The organism is Pseudomonas sp. Irchel s3f19 (assembly GCF_900187555.1).
In the GTDB taxonomy this organism is placed as follows: Bacteria; Pseudomonadota; Gammaproteobacteria; order Pseudomonadales; family Pseudomonadaceae; genus Aquipseudomonas; species Aquipseudomonas capeferrum.
In genome coordinates, this window is the sequence record NZ_FYDW01000001.1 from 428,896 (window position 1) to 443,758 (window position 14,863).

12 protein-coding genes are annotated in these 14,863 nt (G+C 65.3%); 4 read left to right on the forward strand and 8 right to left on the reverse strand.

Features of this window, described 5'->3' with window-relative positions; translation table 11 throughout:
* Positions 1 to 18: 18 nt before the first annotated feature.
* Positions 19 to 924, forward strand: coding sequence for a LysR family transcriptional regulator (locus CKW22_RS01955; protein WP_033699229.1), 906 nt, complete (start codon positions 19 to 21; stop codon positions 922 to 924).
* A 15-nt stretch (positions 925 to 939) separates the two neighbouring features.
* Here the strand turns inward: CKW22_RS01955 and CKW22_RS01960 are convergent, their stop codons facing one another.
* From CKW22_RS01960 to kdpF, 6 genes are read right to left on the reverse strand one after another with little or no spacing between them, the layout of a single operon-like run.
* A complete protein-coding gene (locus CKW22_RS01960) occupies positions 940 to 1,635 on the reverse strand; it encodes a response regulator (RefSeq protein ID WP_047581252.1) in 696 nt (231 codons plus the stop codon).
* Complete coding sequence (locus CKW22_RS01965) at positions 1,632 to 4,286, reverse strand: sensor histidine kinase KdpD (RefSeq protein WP_047581254.1); 2,655 nt, start codon at positions 4,284 to 4,286, stop codon at positions 1,632 to 1,634. Before CKW22_RS01965 ends, CKW22_RS01960 begins: the two co-directional genes overlap by 4 nt.
* Positions 4,287 to 4,340: 54 nt before the next feature.
* Entirely contained in the window at positions 4,341 to 4,892 is a 552-nt protein-coding gene (gene kdpC, locus CKW22_RS01970) for a potassium-transporting ATPase subunit KdpC (protein ID WP_033699234.1), read from the reverse strand.
* A 10-nt stretch (positions 4,893 to 4,902) separates the two neighbouring features.
* Positions 4,903 to 6,957 (reverse strand): potassium-transporting ATPase subunit KdpB, encoded by a 2,055-nt coding sequence (kdpB, locus tag CKW22_RS01975; RefSeq protein WP_033699236.1) that lies wholly within the window; start codon positions 6,955 to 6,957, stop codon positions 4,903 to 4,905.
* Positions 6,958 to 6,967: 10 nt separating this feature from the next.
* Positions 6,968 to 8,662 (reverse strand): potassium-transporting ATPase subunit KdpA, encoded by a 1,695-nt coding sequence (gene kdpA / locus CKW22_RS01980; protein ID WP_095063685.1) that lies wholly within the window; start codon positions 8,660 to 8,662, stop codon positions 6,968 to 6,970.
* A 9-nt stretch (positions 8,663 to 8,671) separates the two neighbouring features.
* A complete protein-coding gene (gene kdpF, locus CKW22_RS01985; RefSeq protein WP_033699240.1) occupies positions 8,672 to 8,761 on the reverse strand; it encodes a K(+)-transporting ATPase subunit F in 90 nt (29 codons plus the stop codon).
* Between the two features lie 201 nt (positions 8,762 to 8,962).
* On the opposite strand from kdpF, the gene CKW22_RS01990 reads away from it, so the two are divergent.
* From CKW22_RS01990 to CKW22_RS02000, 3 genes are all read left to right on the forward strand, one after another.
* The gene (locus CKW22_RS01990) at positions 8,963 to 9,460 is read left to right on the forward strand and encodes an RNA polymerase sigma factor (protein ID WP_033699241.1); all 498 of its coding nucleotides are present in this window, start codon (positions 8,963 to 8,965) and stop codon (positions 9,458 to 9,460) included.
* Between the two features lie 11 nt (positions 9,461 to 9,471).
* A complete protein-coding gene (locus CKW22_RS01995) occupies positions 9,472 to 10,419 on the forward strand; it encodes a FecR domain-containing protein (RefSeq protein ID WP_033699243.1) in 948 nt (315 codons plus the stop codon).
* A 95-nt stretch (positions 10,420 to 10,514) separates the two neighbouring features.
* Entirely contained in the window at positions 10,515 to 12,935 is a 2,421-nt protein-coding gene (locus CKW22_RS02000; protein ID WP_047581258.1) for a TonB-dependent receptor, read from the forward strand.
* 36 nt (positions 12,936 to 12,971) lie between these two features.
* On the opposite strand, the gene CKW22_RS02005 is transcribed toward CKW22_RS02000, so the two are convergent.
* Both CKW22_RS02005 and CKW22_RS02010 read right to left on the reverse strand, forming a co-directional pair.
* Entirely contained in the window at positions 12,972 to 14,018 is a 1,047-nt protein-coding gene (locus tag CKW22_RS02005; protein WP_095063780.1) for an AI-2E family transporter, read from the reverse strand.
* Between the two features lie 12 nt (positions 14,019 to 14,030).
* A complete protein-coding gene (locus tag CKW22_RS02010) occupies positions 14,031 to 14,825 on the reverse strand; it encodes a DUF4892 domain-containing protein (protein WP_033699247.1) in 795 nt (264 codons plus the stop codon).
* Between the last annotated feature and the right edge of the window lie 38 nt (positions 14,826 to 14,863).

Here is a 14,863-nt window from a genome sequence, read left to right on the forward strand (position 1 = left end):
CCAAGGAGGGGTCTGACGATGGCCTTTACCAGCGACTCTCTTGCAGTCTTTCTGGCGGTACTGGAGGCAGGGTCGTTTTCTGCAGCCGCACGCAAGCTGGGCCGCGTGCCTTCGGCCGTGAGCATGGCCATCGCCCAGCTGGAAGCAGAACTTGACCTGGCCCTGTTCGACCGTGCCACACGCAAAGCCTTGCCGACCAGCGCAGCACTGGCGCTCGAACCGCAGGCCAGGCAGGTGATCTGCCAGCTCAACTTGTTGGACGCCCAGGCCCTGCAACTGCACAAGGGGCTGGAAAAACGCCTGACCATCGCCATGGCGCCCGAGCTGCAGACCGGCCGCTGGAGCCAGCCCCTGGAAACCCTCGCGCAGGAATTCCCCAGCCTTGAGATCGAAGTACGTTCGGCCACCCAAGCCGAAGCCATACGCTTGCTGCACGACGGTAGCGTGCAGTTGGCCCTGGTATTCGAACGGCCCGGGATCGATGAGCGCGAGTCGTTTCTTGAAGCCGGCAGCCAACTGCTGGTGGCCGTTGCTTCACCGCGCCACCCCGCCGGGCGCAACAACGGCACGCCGCTGCCGGAAGAGGCATTCGCCGAGCAACGGCAAATCATCGTGGCCTCCGGCAAAGCCACCGGCTCCGACCCGCGCATGGTGCTGTCGCGGCGGATCTGGCTGACCGACAGCTACCTGGCGACGCTGGACCTGGTGCAATCCGGCCTGGGTTGGGCCTACCTGCCGCAGCCGCTGGTTGAGCCGTTGATTGCCTCGGGCGCATTGGCCGAGGTGCGCTTCGACAACATGGCCAGCCGGTTACGCTTGTGGGTCGACATCATCTGGGTCAAACCGCGGCCCTTGGGCCTGGGCGCGCGGCGCTATCTGGAGGTCATGCGCCAACTGTTCGAAAAAGAGCCGCCCAGGGCCTGATGCCACCTCGCCCGCTCACGAGCCTGGCGCTACCAGCCTGTAGCCTACCCCCGCCTCGGTGATGATGAACCGCGGCGCCATTGGGTCATCCCCGAGCTTCTGGCGCAGATGCCCGACCACGATGCGCAGGTAGTGGGTATCGTCGACATGAGTCGGCCCCCAGATGTCCTTGAGCAACTGCTGCTGGGTAATCACCCGGCCCGGGTGCCCGGCCAACTGGGCCAGCAGCGCATACTCCTTGCGCGTCAACGCGACCTCCACGCCCTCCAAGGTCACCCGGCGGAAGGCGAAGTCCACGGTCAACGGCCCGAAACTGGCGGCCACCTCACCGCCACCGGCCTGCGGCACCTGGCGCAACAGGGCACGCACCCGCGCCAGAAACTCCTGAATGCCAAACGGTTTGGTCACATAGTCATTGGCCCCGCCGTCCAGTGCATCGACCTTCTGCACCTCGCTGGCACGCACCGACAGCACCAGCACCGGCACCGCGCTCCATTCGCGCAACTCACGCAGCACCTGCTGGCCGTCCATGTCCGGCAGGCCGAGGTCGAGCACCACCAGGTCGGGTTTACCCAATGCGGCTTGCGCCAGGCCCTCGCCGCCGGTGGCAGCCTCGAGCACCTTGTAGCCTTGGGACGTCAGGCTGATACGCAAGAACTTGCGGATCTGCGGCTCGTCGTCGATGACCAAAAGGGTGGCGGGCTGGCTCATGGGGTTTCGCTTTCGGCTTCGGGTTGAGGGGGCAGCGGCAAGCATAGAGTGATGCCGGTGCCCTGGCCATCGATGCCGTCACCCACCAGGATCTGCCCACCATGGGCGCCAATCATGCCCTGGCAGATGGCCAGGCCCAGGCCGGTGCCCTGCCCGCCTCGATCTCCACGGGCGGCGGTGTAGAACATGTCGAAAATCTTCTCCCGCTCCGCCAGGGGGATGCCGGGGCCCTGGTCGCGCACGGCCATGTGCAATTGTGCGTCCACCACCGACACCTGCAGCTCCAGCCGACCGTTGGCCGGGGAGAAGCGTGCGGCGTTCTCCAGCACATTGACCAGCGCCTGCTCGATCAATGCCGCATGGACAAACAGCAACGGCAACTCGGTCGGCACCAAGGTGTGCACGCGCAATGGCGCCAGCACCACACGCAGGCGGTTGAGCGCGCTGCCGACGATGTCTACGGGGGCTACCCAGTCACGGGCAAGCTTGAGGCCGCCGTGGCCCAGGCGGGTCATGTCGAGCAAGTTCTGGATGTAGCGGTCCAGGCGCTCGGCCTCGTCGCGCGTGCCTTCCAGCAGTTCGCGCCGGTCTTGTTCGGGGATCGCCTCGCCCAGCGCCAGCAAGCTGTCGATACTGCCGCGCATGGCGGTCAGCGGCGTGCGCAGGTCGTGGGACACCGACGCAAGCAAGGCGCTGCGCAGCTGTTCGGTTTCGCCGTGCAGGCGCGCGGCCTCCAGCTGTTCGGCCAGCCGCGCGCGGGCCAGCGCCTGGGCCAGCGGCTGGCCCAGGGCCGTGAGCAGGCGCCGGCGCGGGTCGCTGAGCGGGTCGCCAGTGCGCGAGCGCACGCCGAGCAGGGCTAGCGGCTGATCCTCCACCGCCAAGGGCCACCACCACCAGCGGCCATTGGGCAAGGTATCGCTGCCCTGGCCCGCTGCCTGACCGTGTTGCCAGGCCCAGTCGGCAGCGGCCCGTTCGTTGTCGCTCAGTGCGTGGGCTTCGCCACTGGCCACGCGCAACAGGCCCTCGGCATCACGTTCGAGCAAGCACACGTGCAGGTCCTGCCAGCCGTCCAGGTGCTGGCCGGCGGCGTTGAACACTGCCTGGCGGTCGGTGGCGACGGTCAGCCGACGCGACAGGTCGAGCAGCTGGCTGGTTTGTGCCTGGGTTTCGCGCAGTGCCTGCAGTTGGCGGCGCTGACGGGCTGCCAGGTTACCCGTGAGGGCGGCCATGAGCAGAAAGAACACCAGGGTTAGCACGTCTTCTTCGCGCTGGATGCTGAAGGAGAAATTCGGCGGGATGAACAAGAAGTCGTACGTCAGGAACGACAACGCCGCACACGCCAGCGCCGGCCCCAGGCTGCTGCGCACCGCCACCAGCAACACTGCAGCAAGAAACACCAAGGAGATATTAGGCAGCGCCAGCACGCTCGACACCGCCCAAGCCAGGCCGGCCGCCATGACGGTGGCTAGCAGGGCCAGCAGATAATGCCGCCACACCCACACACGCTTGACCGCCGAGCGGGCCGGTTGCGGCTGGGCATCGCGGTCGAGCACGTTGATTTCCAGCCCATGGCTTTCGCGCAATAGCCGCGCCGCAACCCCCGCCCCCAACAGGCGTCGACGCAGGCGATCGCGCGACTGCCCCACCAGCACCAGGCTGGCCCGGCGTTCGAGCGCATGCTGAATCAACGTGCGCGCCACTTCGCCGGCCCGCAACAGCACCACTTCGCCCCCCAGGCGCTCGGCCAGTTGCTGCGCAGCCTGCAAGCGCTGACGCGCCGCCTCGTCACGCAGGCGACCGTTGTCCACGTGCACCAGGCTCCAGGGTAAGTGACGGCGCTGAGCCACCCGGCTGGCATGGCGCACCAGGCGTTCGGCCTGGTCGTCGCCATCGACGCCAACCAACAGCCGCCCGCGCAAGGCAGGGGCTTCCTGGCCGCGCTGGCGATAGCCGTGGGCCAGGTCGGCATCGACCTGGGCGGCGGCCGTCTGCATGGCCAGTTCACGCAGGGCGGTCAGGTTGGTCTGCGAGAAGTACGCATCGATGGCCGCCCGCGCCTGCTCCGGCACGTACACCTTGCCTTCGCGCAGGCGTTCGAGCAGCTCGCGGGGCGGCAGGTCGATCAGTACCAGTTCGAAAGCTTCCTGCAGCACCCAGTCCGGCAGGGTTTCACGCACCTGCACGCCGGTGATGTCGCGGACCTTGTCGTTGAGGCTCTCCAGGTGTTGCACGTTGACGGTGGTGTAGACGTCGATGCCGGCGGCGAGCAGTTCCTGCACGTCCTGCCAGCGCTTGGCATGGCGGCTGCCGGGTGCGTTGGTGTGCGCCAGCTCGTCAACCAGGGCCAGGGCTGGCGCCGCGCTGAGCAGGCCGTCCAGGTCCATTTCTTCAAGCGTGACGCCGCGGTAATCGCTGCGCAGCAGTGGCTGCTGGGGCATGCCGCCGAGCAGCGCTTCGGTTTCGGCGCGGCCGTGGGTCTCGACCACCCCGGCCAGCACCTGCACGCCCTGGCGTTGCTGGGTGTGGGCGGCTTGCAGCATGGCGTAGGTCTTGCCCACCCCGGGTGCGGCGCCGAGAAACACCTTCAGCCTGCCGCGCCCAGCGCGCGGCAGGTTGGCCAACAGCGCGTCTGCGCGGGCGGAATCACTCATGTGTCATCCTTCAATAATGCGGGGATCGTTGGGCCTGCGTTGCAGGCCCCCGTCTCAATGCCCCAACGTCTCCAAGGCCTGGTTCAGTGCCAGGACGTTGACCACAGGCGGCCCGATCAATGGGTGGAGGGTGGCCTCTTCAAGCAAGGCTTGCAAGCGCTCCTCCGGCACCTTGCGGGCCGCAGCCACACGCGGAATCTGGTAGGCCACGGCCTGCGGCGGCAAATGCGGGTCCAGGCCGCTGCCCGAGGTCGTCAGCAAGGCTTGAGGCACCGGGCCTTGTTGCGTTCGATACAGCGCGCCAGCATCACTGGCCACCCGCTCGGCCAAGGCCGGATTGCTCGGCGACAGGTTGCTGGCACTGCTGGCAACCGTGGCATAGGCCCCTGCCGAAGGCCGCGAATGGAACCAGCCATCGCCTTGGAAATCCTGGGCGATCAGGGCCGAACCGCGCACCTGGCCCTGGGCGTCGCGCACCAGGCTGCCGTTGGCCTGTTCAGGGAAGGCGACCTGGGCGATACCGGTCACCGCCAACGGATACAGTGCGCCAGTAAGCAACGTCATCAGCAAGGCCAGGCTCAGGGCCGGGCGTACATAAGTGTTCATGGCGGCCTCCTCAGACCAGGTGCAGGGCATTGAGCAGCATGTCGATCAGCTTGATCCCGGCAAACGGCACGATGATGCCGCCCAAGCCGTAGATGAGCAGGTTGCGCCGCAACAGGTGGGCCGCGCTCGCCGCCTGCACCCGCACACCGCGCAAGGCCAACGGAATCAGCGCGATGATGATCAGCGCGTTGAACACGATCGCCGACAAGATCGCGCTCTGCGGGCTGGCCAGGTGCATCAGGTTGAGCACGCCCAGCTGCGGGTAGATGGCGGCGAACAAGGCCGGCAGGATGGCGAAGTACTTGGCCACGTCGTTGGCAATCGAGAAGGTGGTCAAGGCGCCGCGGGTCACCAGCAGTTCCTTGCCGACCTGAACCACATCCAGCAACTTGGTCGGGTCGCTGTCCAGGTCGACCATGTTGGCTGCCTCGCGGGCCGCCTGGGTGCCATCGTTCATGGCCATGCCGACGTCGGCCTGGGCCAGCGCCGGGGCGTCGTTGGCGCCGTCGCCGCACATGGCGACCAGGCGGCCGTCGTTCTGCTCCTGGCGGATCCGCGCCAGTTTCTTCTCTGGGGTGGCCTCGGCCAGGACGTCGTCGACCCCCGCCTCGGCGGCAATGGCAGCGGCGGTCAGCGGGTTGTCACCGGTCACCATCACGGTGCGGATGCCCAGCTTGCGCAGCTCGGCAAAGCGCTCGCGAATACCCGGTTTGACCACGTCCTTGAGATGGATTACCCCAAGCAGGCGTTTGTCGACACACACCAGCAGCGGTGTGCCGCCACTCTGTGCAATCCGCTCGACCTCGCGGGCCAGCGCGGCGGGCATTTCCAGGCGCTGCATGCCGACAAAGGCCAGCACCGCATCGACCGCGCCCTTGCGGTAGCGATGCTGCTGGAAATCGATGCCTGACAGGCGCGTCTCGGCGCTGAAGGCAATGGCCTCGAACTGCCCGGTGACCGGTTCGACAAAGTCGTGCAACTGACGCAGGTATTCGACGATCGACTTGCCTTCGGCGGTGTCATCGGCCAGCGAAGCGAGCAAGGCGCCCTCACCCAACTCTTTGGCGGTTACCCCGGTGGCGGCATGCAGGGCACTGCAACGGCGGTTGCCGAAGGTGATGGTGCCGGTCTTGTCGAGCATCAGTGTATGCACGTCGCCAGCGGCTTCCACCGCACGGCCGGAGCGGGCGATGACATTGAGCCGGACCAGGCGGTCCATGCCGGCAATGCCGATGGCCGACAGCAGGCCGCCAATGGTGGTGGGGATCAACGTCACCAGCAGCGCGGCGAGGAAGATCAACGGCAGGCTACCGCCGGCGAAGTGGGCGAACGGCTGCAAGGTCACCACCACGACCAGGAAGATCAGGGTCAGGCCGATCAGCAGGATATCCAGGGCAATCTCGTTAGGCGTCTTCTGCCGCTTGGCCCCCTCGACCAAGGCGATCATGCGGTCCAGGGTCGACTCGCCCGGGTTGCTGGTGATGCGGATCAGCAGCCAGTCGGACACCAGCCGCGTGTTGCCGGTCACCGCCGAGCGGTCGCCGCCGGACTCGCGAATTACCGGGGCAGACTCGCCGGTGATGGCCGCCTCGTTGACGGCGGCGATGCCTTCGAGCACTTCGCCGTCGCCGGGGATCAGCTCACCGGCGACCACCTTGACCACATCGTCCTTGCGCAACGCGTTGGCGGCAACCGTCTGGAATACCCCCGCGCTGTCGCGACGCTGGGCGGTGAGCCCCTGGCTCCCCGCCTTGAGGCTGTCGGCGCGGGCCTTGCCTCGGCCTTCGGCCAGGGCTTCGGCGAAGTTGGCGAACAGTACGGTGAACCACAACCACAGGGCGATCTGCACCGCAACAGCCGTGCTCACGCCACTACCAGGGGCAACGCACAACACGGTAGTGAGCACAGCGGTCAGGGCAACCACCAGCATGACCGGTGAGCGCTTGAGCTGGCGCGGGTCCAACTTGACGAAGGCCTGGACCAGGGCCGGGCGCCAGAGCGCGGCGAAGCGGGTCTGGTCCTTGGCGTTGCGAGGGGCTTTTACATCAGCAATGGGCATGTTCATGGTCGGCTCCTCAGAAGCCCAGGCTCAGGTATTCGGCGATTGGCCCAAGGGCCAAGGTCGGCAGGAAGGTCAGGCCCCCCACCAGCAAGATGGTCACCAGCAACAGGCCGGTGAACAGCGGGCCGTGGGTGGGGAAGCTGTTCAGCCCCTGGGGCGCGCTCTTTTTCGCCGCCAGGCTGCCAGCCAGGGCCAGTATCGGCAGGATGTAACCGAAGCGGCCGATAAGCATGGCCAGGCCGATCATCAGGTTGTGGTACACCGTGTTGGCACCGAAACCGGCAAACGCCGAGCCGTTATTGGCGGTGCCCGAGGTGTAGGCGTACAGCAGTTGGCTGAAGCCATGGGCACCCGGGTTGCTCACCGCAGCCGCCGGGCCCGGCAGGCTGGCAGCGATGGCGCCCAGCACCAGCACGCCAACCGGCATCACCAGCAAGGTCGCCACCAGCAACTGCACTTCACGCGCCTGCAGCTTCTTGCCCAGGTACTCCGGCGTGCGGCCTATCATCAGGCCGGCCAGGAACACGGCGATCAGCACGAACAACAACATGCCGTAGAGCCCCGCGCCCACACCGCCGAAGATCACCTCTCCCACCATCATGTTGACCATCGCGACCATGCCGGTCAGCGGGTTGAGGCTGTCGTGCATGGCATTGACCGAGCCATTGGAGGCGGCGGTGGTGGTCACTGTCCACAACACCGAGCCGGTGGTACCGAAGCGGCTTTCCTTGCCCTCCATCGGCGCGCTCTGTTGAACCTGTGGGCTTTCAAGTGCCGGGTTGGGCTGATGTTCGGACCACAACGCGGTAGCCCCACCGATGAGGAACAGGCTCAGCATGCAGGCCAGAATCGCCCGGCTCTGGCGCAGGTCCTTCACGTAGTGGCCGAAGGTGAACACCAGCGCCACCGGGATGAGGATGATCGAGGCCACCTCGAACAGGTTGCTCCAGGCGCTGGGGTTTTCGAACGGGTGCGCCGAGTTGACGCCGAAGAAGCCACCACCGTTGGTGCCCAGTTGCTTGATCGCAATTTGGCTGGCCGCCGGGCCGAGCGGGATGGTCTGCTCGCTGCCTTGCAAGGTCAGCGCGTGGGCGTAGTCGGCAAAAGTCTGCGGCACGCCCTGCCAGACCAGCAGCAGCGCCAGCACCAGGCACAGCGGTAGCAGGCCGTAGAGGGTGGCGCGGGTCATGTCGACCCAGAAATTGCCCAGGGTGGCGGTCGAACGACGGGCAATACCGCGGCACAGCGCCACGAGTACCGCCAGGCCAGTGGCGGCGCTGACGAAGTTCTGCACGGTCAGGCCGAGCATCTGGCTCAGGTAGCTGACCGACGCCTCGCCGCTGTAGCCCTGCCAGTTGGTGTTGGTAACGAAGCTCACGGCGGTGTTGAACGCCAGCGACCATTCCTGGCCGGGAAGGTGCTGTGGGTTGAGCGGCAGATACCCCTGCAGCAACAGCACGGCAAACAACAGCAGGAACCCGACCAGGTTGAAGGCCAGCAAGGCCAGGGTGTATTGCTTCCAGTTCTGCTCCTGGTCGGCGCGAACGCCCGCCAACCGATAGCAGCCCTGCTCCACCGGGCCCAATACCGGTGACAGCCAGGTGCGCTGGCCTTCCATCACTTTGTAGTAGAACCGCCCGAGCCAAGGTGCCGGTAGTAGCACGATGAGGAAAAACGCCAATAACAAGGCAAAGTCGTAACTGTGCATGGCCACTCCCTAGCTGCGATCGGCGCGCAGCAGCGCCACCAGCAGGTAAATAGCCAATGCCACTGCCAGCAGCAGTGACAGCCCGTCGAGCATGTTCATGTGTGAAGCTCCCCGTGGTGCGGCTTGGGCCGCTTTGAGGGAATTGTCCGAGGGAGGGGCGTAAAGGGGCGAGATCGAGGGGTGAGGTTAGGCATAAAGAATGCGTAAAAACGCGAGGTGACGCGCGAAAAACACCAATCAAAACAATTCTCATTTGTGCTATTTTGCCGCCCTCGTTCACACGCCCGCTAAGGTGGCCCCATGTCCGGTTCAGATCTCAAGGCCCTCTACCTTGCCCATCGCGAGGAGATTCAGGAGTACCTGGACCGCCGCCTGCGTTGCAAGGAAACCGCCGCCGACCTGACCCAGGACGCATTCATCCGGCTTTCCGAGCAGATGGGCCGCAGCCGCATCGAGAACTTTCGCGCTTACCTGTTTTCCAGCGCACGCAACCTGTTCATCGACCACACCCGCCGTCAGCAACACCGCAAGAGCGAGCCGCTCGACTCGCAGGAAGCGCACGCGACGGCCCAGCCGAGCGCAACGCTGGAACAGGCCGCCATTGCCAATCAGCAACTGGCCGCGCTGAACACCGTGATCCAGAACATGCCTGCACCGTGCCGCGAGGTGTTCCTGATGGTACGGGTCGAAGGCATGACCTATGCCGACATCGGTACACGGCTTGGCATCTCCCCCAAGACGGCGTACAGCCGTATGGTGAAGGCACTGGAATTGTTGAAACAGGGCATGTCCCAGTGAAGCCGGAGCCGATGGATCACACCGCTGCCGATGACATCAGCCACCAGGCCAACGCCTGGTTTGCGCTGTTCCACGGCGGTGCGCCCACACCTGAGCAACGGGCGGCATGGTCGGCGTGGATGGCCGCTGATGTGCGCCATGCCCAGGCCTATGCCGAACTTGAAAACCTGTGGGCCGCTTCGGCGCTGCTGCTGCAGCCCTCGCCCGCCGCCGCCCCTGTGGCCCCGGCGCGGCTTTCCCGGCGCCGCTTCGTCGGCCTGGGGCTGGCCGCCAGTGCTGCAGCAGTGACTGCAGGCGCCGGCACGTTGTGGCTGAACGGCGTGGACTCACCGTTCGCCGACCTGCGCACCGCCGTGGGCGAGCGCCGCATCGCGTACCTGCCCGACGGCTCGACGGTCGAAATGGCCGGCCACACGGCGATGAACCTGGACTTTTCAGCGACCCGCCGGGCAGTCGAACTGCTTCACGGCCAAGCGTTTTTCAGGGTTCGGCCGAGTGCTGCGGGTGAGTTCAGTATCAACACCCAAGCTGGGCGACTGCACACCCGTGAAGGCGAGTTTTGCGTGTCGTGCGAAAACGACGCGGGGCTGGTGGCGGTTAGCCAAGGGCGTGTGCAAGTGCTGACGGCCGGGCAGCAGACAGAGCTGGAAGAAGGCCTTTCGCTCAGTTTCAGCGCACGTGCGACGGGTGACATACAGCGTGCGGAGCTGGCGCAGATGCTGGCCTGGCGCAATGGCCGGCTGGTGTTTTTCAATGAGCCGCTGCTGACCGTGGTCGATGCACTGCAGCGTTGGCGCAAGGGCCGGATTTTCATCATGGACAAGCAACTGGCCGCCCGACGCGTGAGCCTGATTCTCAACCTCGACCACCCCGACCAGATGCTCGATGTGCTGTCCCGGGCCCTTGCCGTACGTACCACGCGCTACACCGACCTGGTCACGCTGATCTACCCCGCCTGAAAAATTTCAAAGCGCCATCAGACATTCCGATGCCCCATGCGTCTTAACGGCACTGAGATTTATTCGCATATCTGCACTGCATGGGGCACGCCTGAATGGCCAACCGACACAAACTGCACACCACACTTCATCCTCACTGGCAGCGCAAAGCGCTGGGCGCAGCACTGGCCTGCACGCTGCTGGTCGGTAACCTCCCGGCGCAGGCCGCACCTGGGCAGGCCCCTGCGAGGTCGATGCAGCAACTGTCACTGAACATCCCGGCACAGCCGTTGCGCCAGGCGTTGCTGGTGTTCAGCCAACAATCCGGGCAGAACGTGCTGCTCGACGGCAACGTCGATGCAACGCTGCGCAGCCCCGCCGTGGTAGGCCGTTTCTCGGCCGAAGAGGGCCTGGCCAGGTTGCTGCAAGGCAGTGGCTACAACTTCGCCCGCACCGACGCAGCGACGCTCTACCTGGTGCCCAGCGAGACGCAGGGCCAGGGCAACGAAGTGCTGCTGGCGCCCACCCAGGTCCAGTATCAACTGGCCCAGGCTGATGAGCAGCGCCGTGGCTATCAGGGCAAACCCGCCTCCAGCACCACGCGCCTGGGCTTGAGCAACCGGGAAACCCCACAGGCGGTGTCGACCGTTACCCGCGAGCAGATCGACGATTTCAAGCTCAACAGTGTGAAAGATGCACTGCGCAACGCCCCCACGGTTACCGTCGAACAGTTCGAGACCGACCGCACCGCCTTCACCTCGCGCGGTTTCACCATCGACAACTTCGAGTACGACGGCATGGGCATGCCCTTCTCATCCGGTGTGCTGCTGGGTGACCAGGACTTGGCCGAATTCGAGCAGATCGATGTACTGCATGGCGCCAACGGCCTGATGAGCGGCGCAGGCAACCCGTCTGCCACGGTCAACTTCGTGCGCAAGCGCCCGACCGACAGCTTCCAGGCCAGGCTCAACACCAGTGCCGGGTCATGGGACAACCGCCGGGTGGACGTCGATGTCAGCGGCCCGCTGAGTGACAGCGGCAAGGTGCGCGGGCGCTTCATCTACGCCCATGACAAGGGCAATTCGTACCTTGATCGCTACAGCCACGAAATCAATGTAACAGCAGGCCTACTGGCCTTCGACCTGTCAGACGCCGATACCCTGACCGTCGGTTTTTCCGAACAGAAGAGCGATTCCAACGGCAGCACCTGGGGTGCCCTGCCGATGGCCGACTACGCGGGCAATCCCATCCACTACAGCAGCCGAAGCGCCAGCATCGGCCAACCCTGGACCTACTGGAACATCCACACACAACGGGCGTTTGCCGAGCTGGCACACGATTTTGGCGCGGGGTGGAAAGGCAAGGTCACCGTGACCGGGACCAATCAGCATCAGGACACCCAGATGCTCTATGCCATCCCCGCCACCGCCGACGATGTGTTTGCCTACATCAACCGAACCACCAGCACCGAGCATCAGCTCACCGGCGAAGCACAGTTGTCTGGGCCTTTCGCGCTGCTGGGTCGCCAGCATGAACTGACCTTGGGCGCCAACTATGGCCGCAGCCGCCATGATGAGCGTGGCTACTACCGCAACGCCTCCGGCAATGAAATCGTCAGCCTTGCCGACGCACTTGCCGGGGCAGTCGTAAAACCGCCTTTGACGTACACCGACGAGCTCAATACCCAGCATTTCACCGACCGCCAGAAAAGCCTCTATGCCGGCGCGCGCTTCAGCCTGACCGACGACCTGCACTGGATCACCGGTGCCCGGATGCTCAGCGCCGACGGTGAGGGTATGGGCTATGGTGCGGCGCACGACACCCGGGTGCACGGCAAAGTGACGCCCTATACCGGGCTGGTCTACGACTTGAATGATCAGTGGAGCCTGTATGCAAGCTGGGCCGAGATCTTCAAACCCCAGTACCTGCGCAGCTCGGCCGGGGGCGTGATCGAACCGCTGGAAGGCAAAAGCACTGAAGTAGGCGTGAAGGGCAGCCTGCTCGATCATCGGCTCACCGTCACTGCAGCAGTGTTCAAGACCGAGCAGCAAAACGTGGCGGTGACCACTGGAGAGATCATCAACGGCCAGTACGCTTACCGTGGCGAAGACAACAACAGCCGGGGTGTGGAGCTGGAAGCTTCCGGTGAGGCGATGCCAGGTGTGGAACTGGCCGCAGGCTACACCTACGTGCACATCGAGGATGACGACGGCGAGAAAACCCGTCGATACGTGCCAAGCCATACGCTGCGCGGCAGTGTCACCTACCGCCTGCCCGGCATGCCGCAAGCGCGCGTAGGTAGCCGGGTGCAGTGGCAAAGCGCGACCGAGGCCGATGGTAACAGCCGCGTTCGGCAAAGCGCGTACGCCTTGGTCGATGTGATGGGCAGCTACACGTTTGACGAAAACTGGAGCGCTTCGCTGAACCTGAACAACGTCTTCGACAGGAAGTACCTGTTGTCGCTGTACCAGTCGGCGGGGTCCACCAACTTTGGCGCACCACGCAACCTGACGGCTTCGGTGACGTGGAAGTACTAGCAACTGCTGCAGGCGCGGCCCCTCGCAAGGCCGCGCCTACGGCGTCTGCTGCTCGGCGTTGCGGCTCCAGTCCAGCAGCAGGCTGTATCCTACCGCCAGCAAGGTCGGCCCGATGAACAGGCCAATGAAGCCAAAGGCGATCAACCCGCCGAACACCCCGAGCAGCACGATCACCAGCGGCAGATTGCCCCCTCGGCTGATCAGGTAGGGCTTGAGCACGTTGTCCACGCCGCTGATGACGAAGGTGCCCCAGATGCCCAGGAAGATCGCCATGCCGTAATCCCCCTTCCACACCAGCCAGGCCGTCGCCGGGATCCACGCGAGCGGCGGCCCCATCGGGATCAGGCTGAGCATGAAGGTCACCAGGCCAAGCACGATCGCCCCCGGCACGCCAGCGATCAGGAAGCCGATCAGCGCCAGCAGGGCCTGGGCCGCTGCGGTGCCGATCACACCGTTGACTACCCGCTGCACGGTGCCGGCGACCAGCTCCAGGTAATAATTGGCGCGGTCACCCGTCAAGCGCTGCAGCAGGCGCAGCACGAACGCCGACAAACGCGGGCCGTCACGGTAGAAGAAGAACACGAAGACCAGGCTCAGGGTGAGCTCCAGCACGCCGCTGCCGATCTGCGCGCTACGTGCCAGCAACCAGTTGCCCACCTGGCCCAGGTAGGGCTTGATCGACGCGATCAGTGCCGCGCCTTGCTGGTCGAGCGACTGCCACCAGTTGACCATGCGCTCCCCCACCAAGGGGACGCTGCCGAGCCAGGCCGGTGCATCGGGCAGGCCATCGACTTGCACATCACGGACAAACGCCGTGGCATCACGGATATGGTCGGCCAGGTTGAACCCCAGCCACACCAGCGGCAAGGCCACGATGAGGATCCAGGCCGTGGTCAGCAGGCTCGCCGCCAGGGTTTCGCGCCCACCCAGCACGCGCGTCAGCAAGCGCATCAGCGGCCAGCTGGCAAAGGCCAGAATGGCGCCCCACAGCAGTGCCGAGATAAACGGTGCCATGACCCACAGGGCAGCACCCAGTAGCGCCAGCAGCACGATCTGGACCAGCAGGCGATCATTATTGGCCATGGTGACGCTCATTCAACGGATCAGTTCCAAGTGCAGGCCTTCGGTAGCTGCGGTACCGACTTCAAGGCGGCTGCTGCGCACGCCTGCATTGACCAAGGCCTCGCGCCAGGCCTCGGCGTTGGCGCCACTGAGGCTGGCCCGCAGGGTGCTGTCCAGGTTCAAGCTGCGCCCAAGCAGGGCCACCCAGGCCGGTTGCGGCGTACTCAGGTCAGGGTAGTCGAGTTTGCCGGTGTCGCGCATTTCGCGCAGCACCGTGCCGGCGGTCGGCAGCAACTCGCCAAGCGGACTGGCGGCGACGAACTCCTCGACATGCAGGTAGGCGCGGCGGTTGCCACGGGTGACGCTGTAAAGTGCGACCAGGGTGTCGGCCTGTTCGGCCGAGCGACGCAACAGAATGAACGCTTGCTGCTCGTCACCGCCGTTCAAACGGGCATTGGCGAATACATCGTTGGCCCACAGGCTGGCCTCGCCGCAATCACGGCCCTGGCACCAGAACAGCGGGTAGCCGCCGTCGTGCTGCAGCGCTTCACGAGCACTGGTGAAGGCTTCGCGGGCGCTGCGCTCGACCGGCAGTTCATAGGTGACCGAACTGACCTGGCCACGGCTTTCGACCTTGTCATCGACCCGCAGGCGGCCGCTGATCTTGCGCAGGGGCCCCATGGGGTAGACGCGCTCCTGCTCCACTGCAGGGCGTTGATCGACCACCTTGGCGTCCACGGGGACGGGCAGGTTGTCGGCCCACAGCAACGGGCTGGCGAGCATCAGGCAGGCGGCGAAGGTGGTGCGGAGGGTTACGGGCGCGCTCATCGGCAGCCCAGTCGGTGCTGGGCACCGAAGTTATGGTC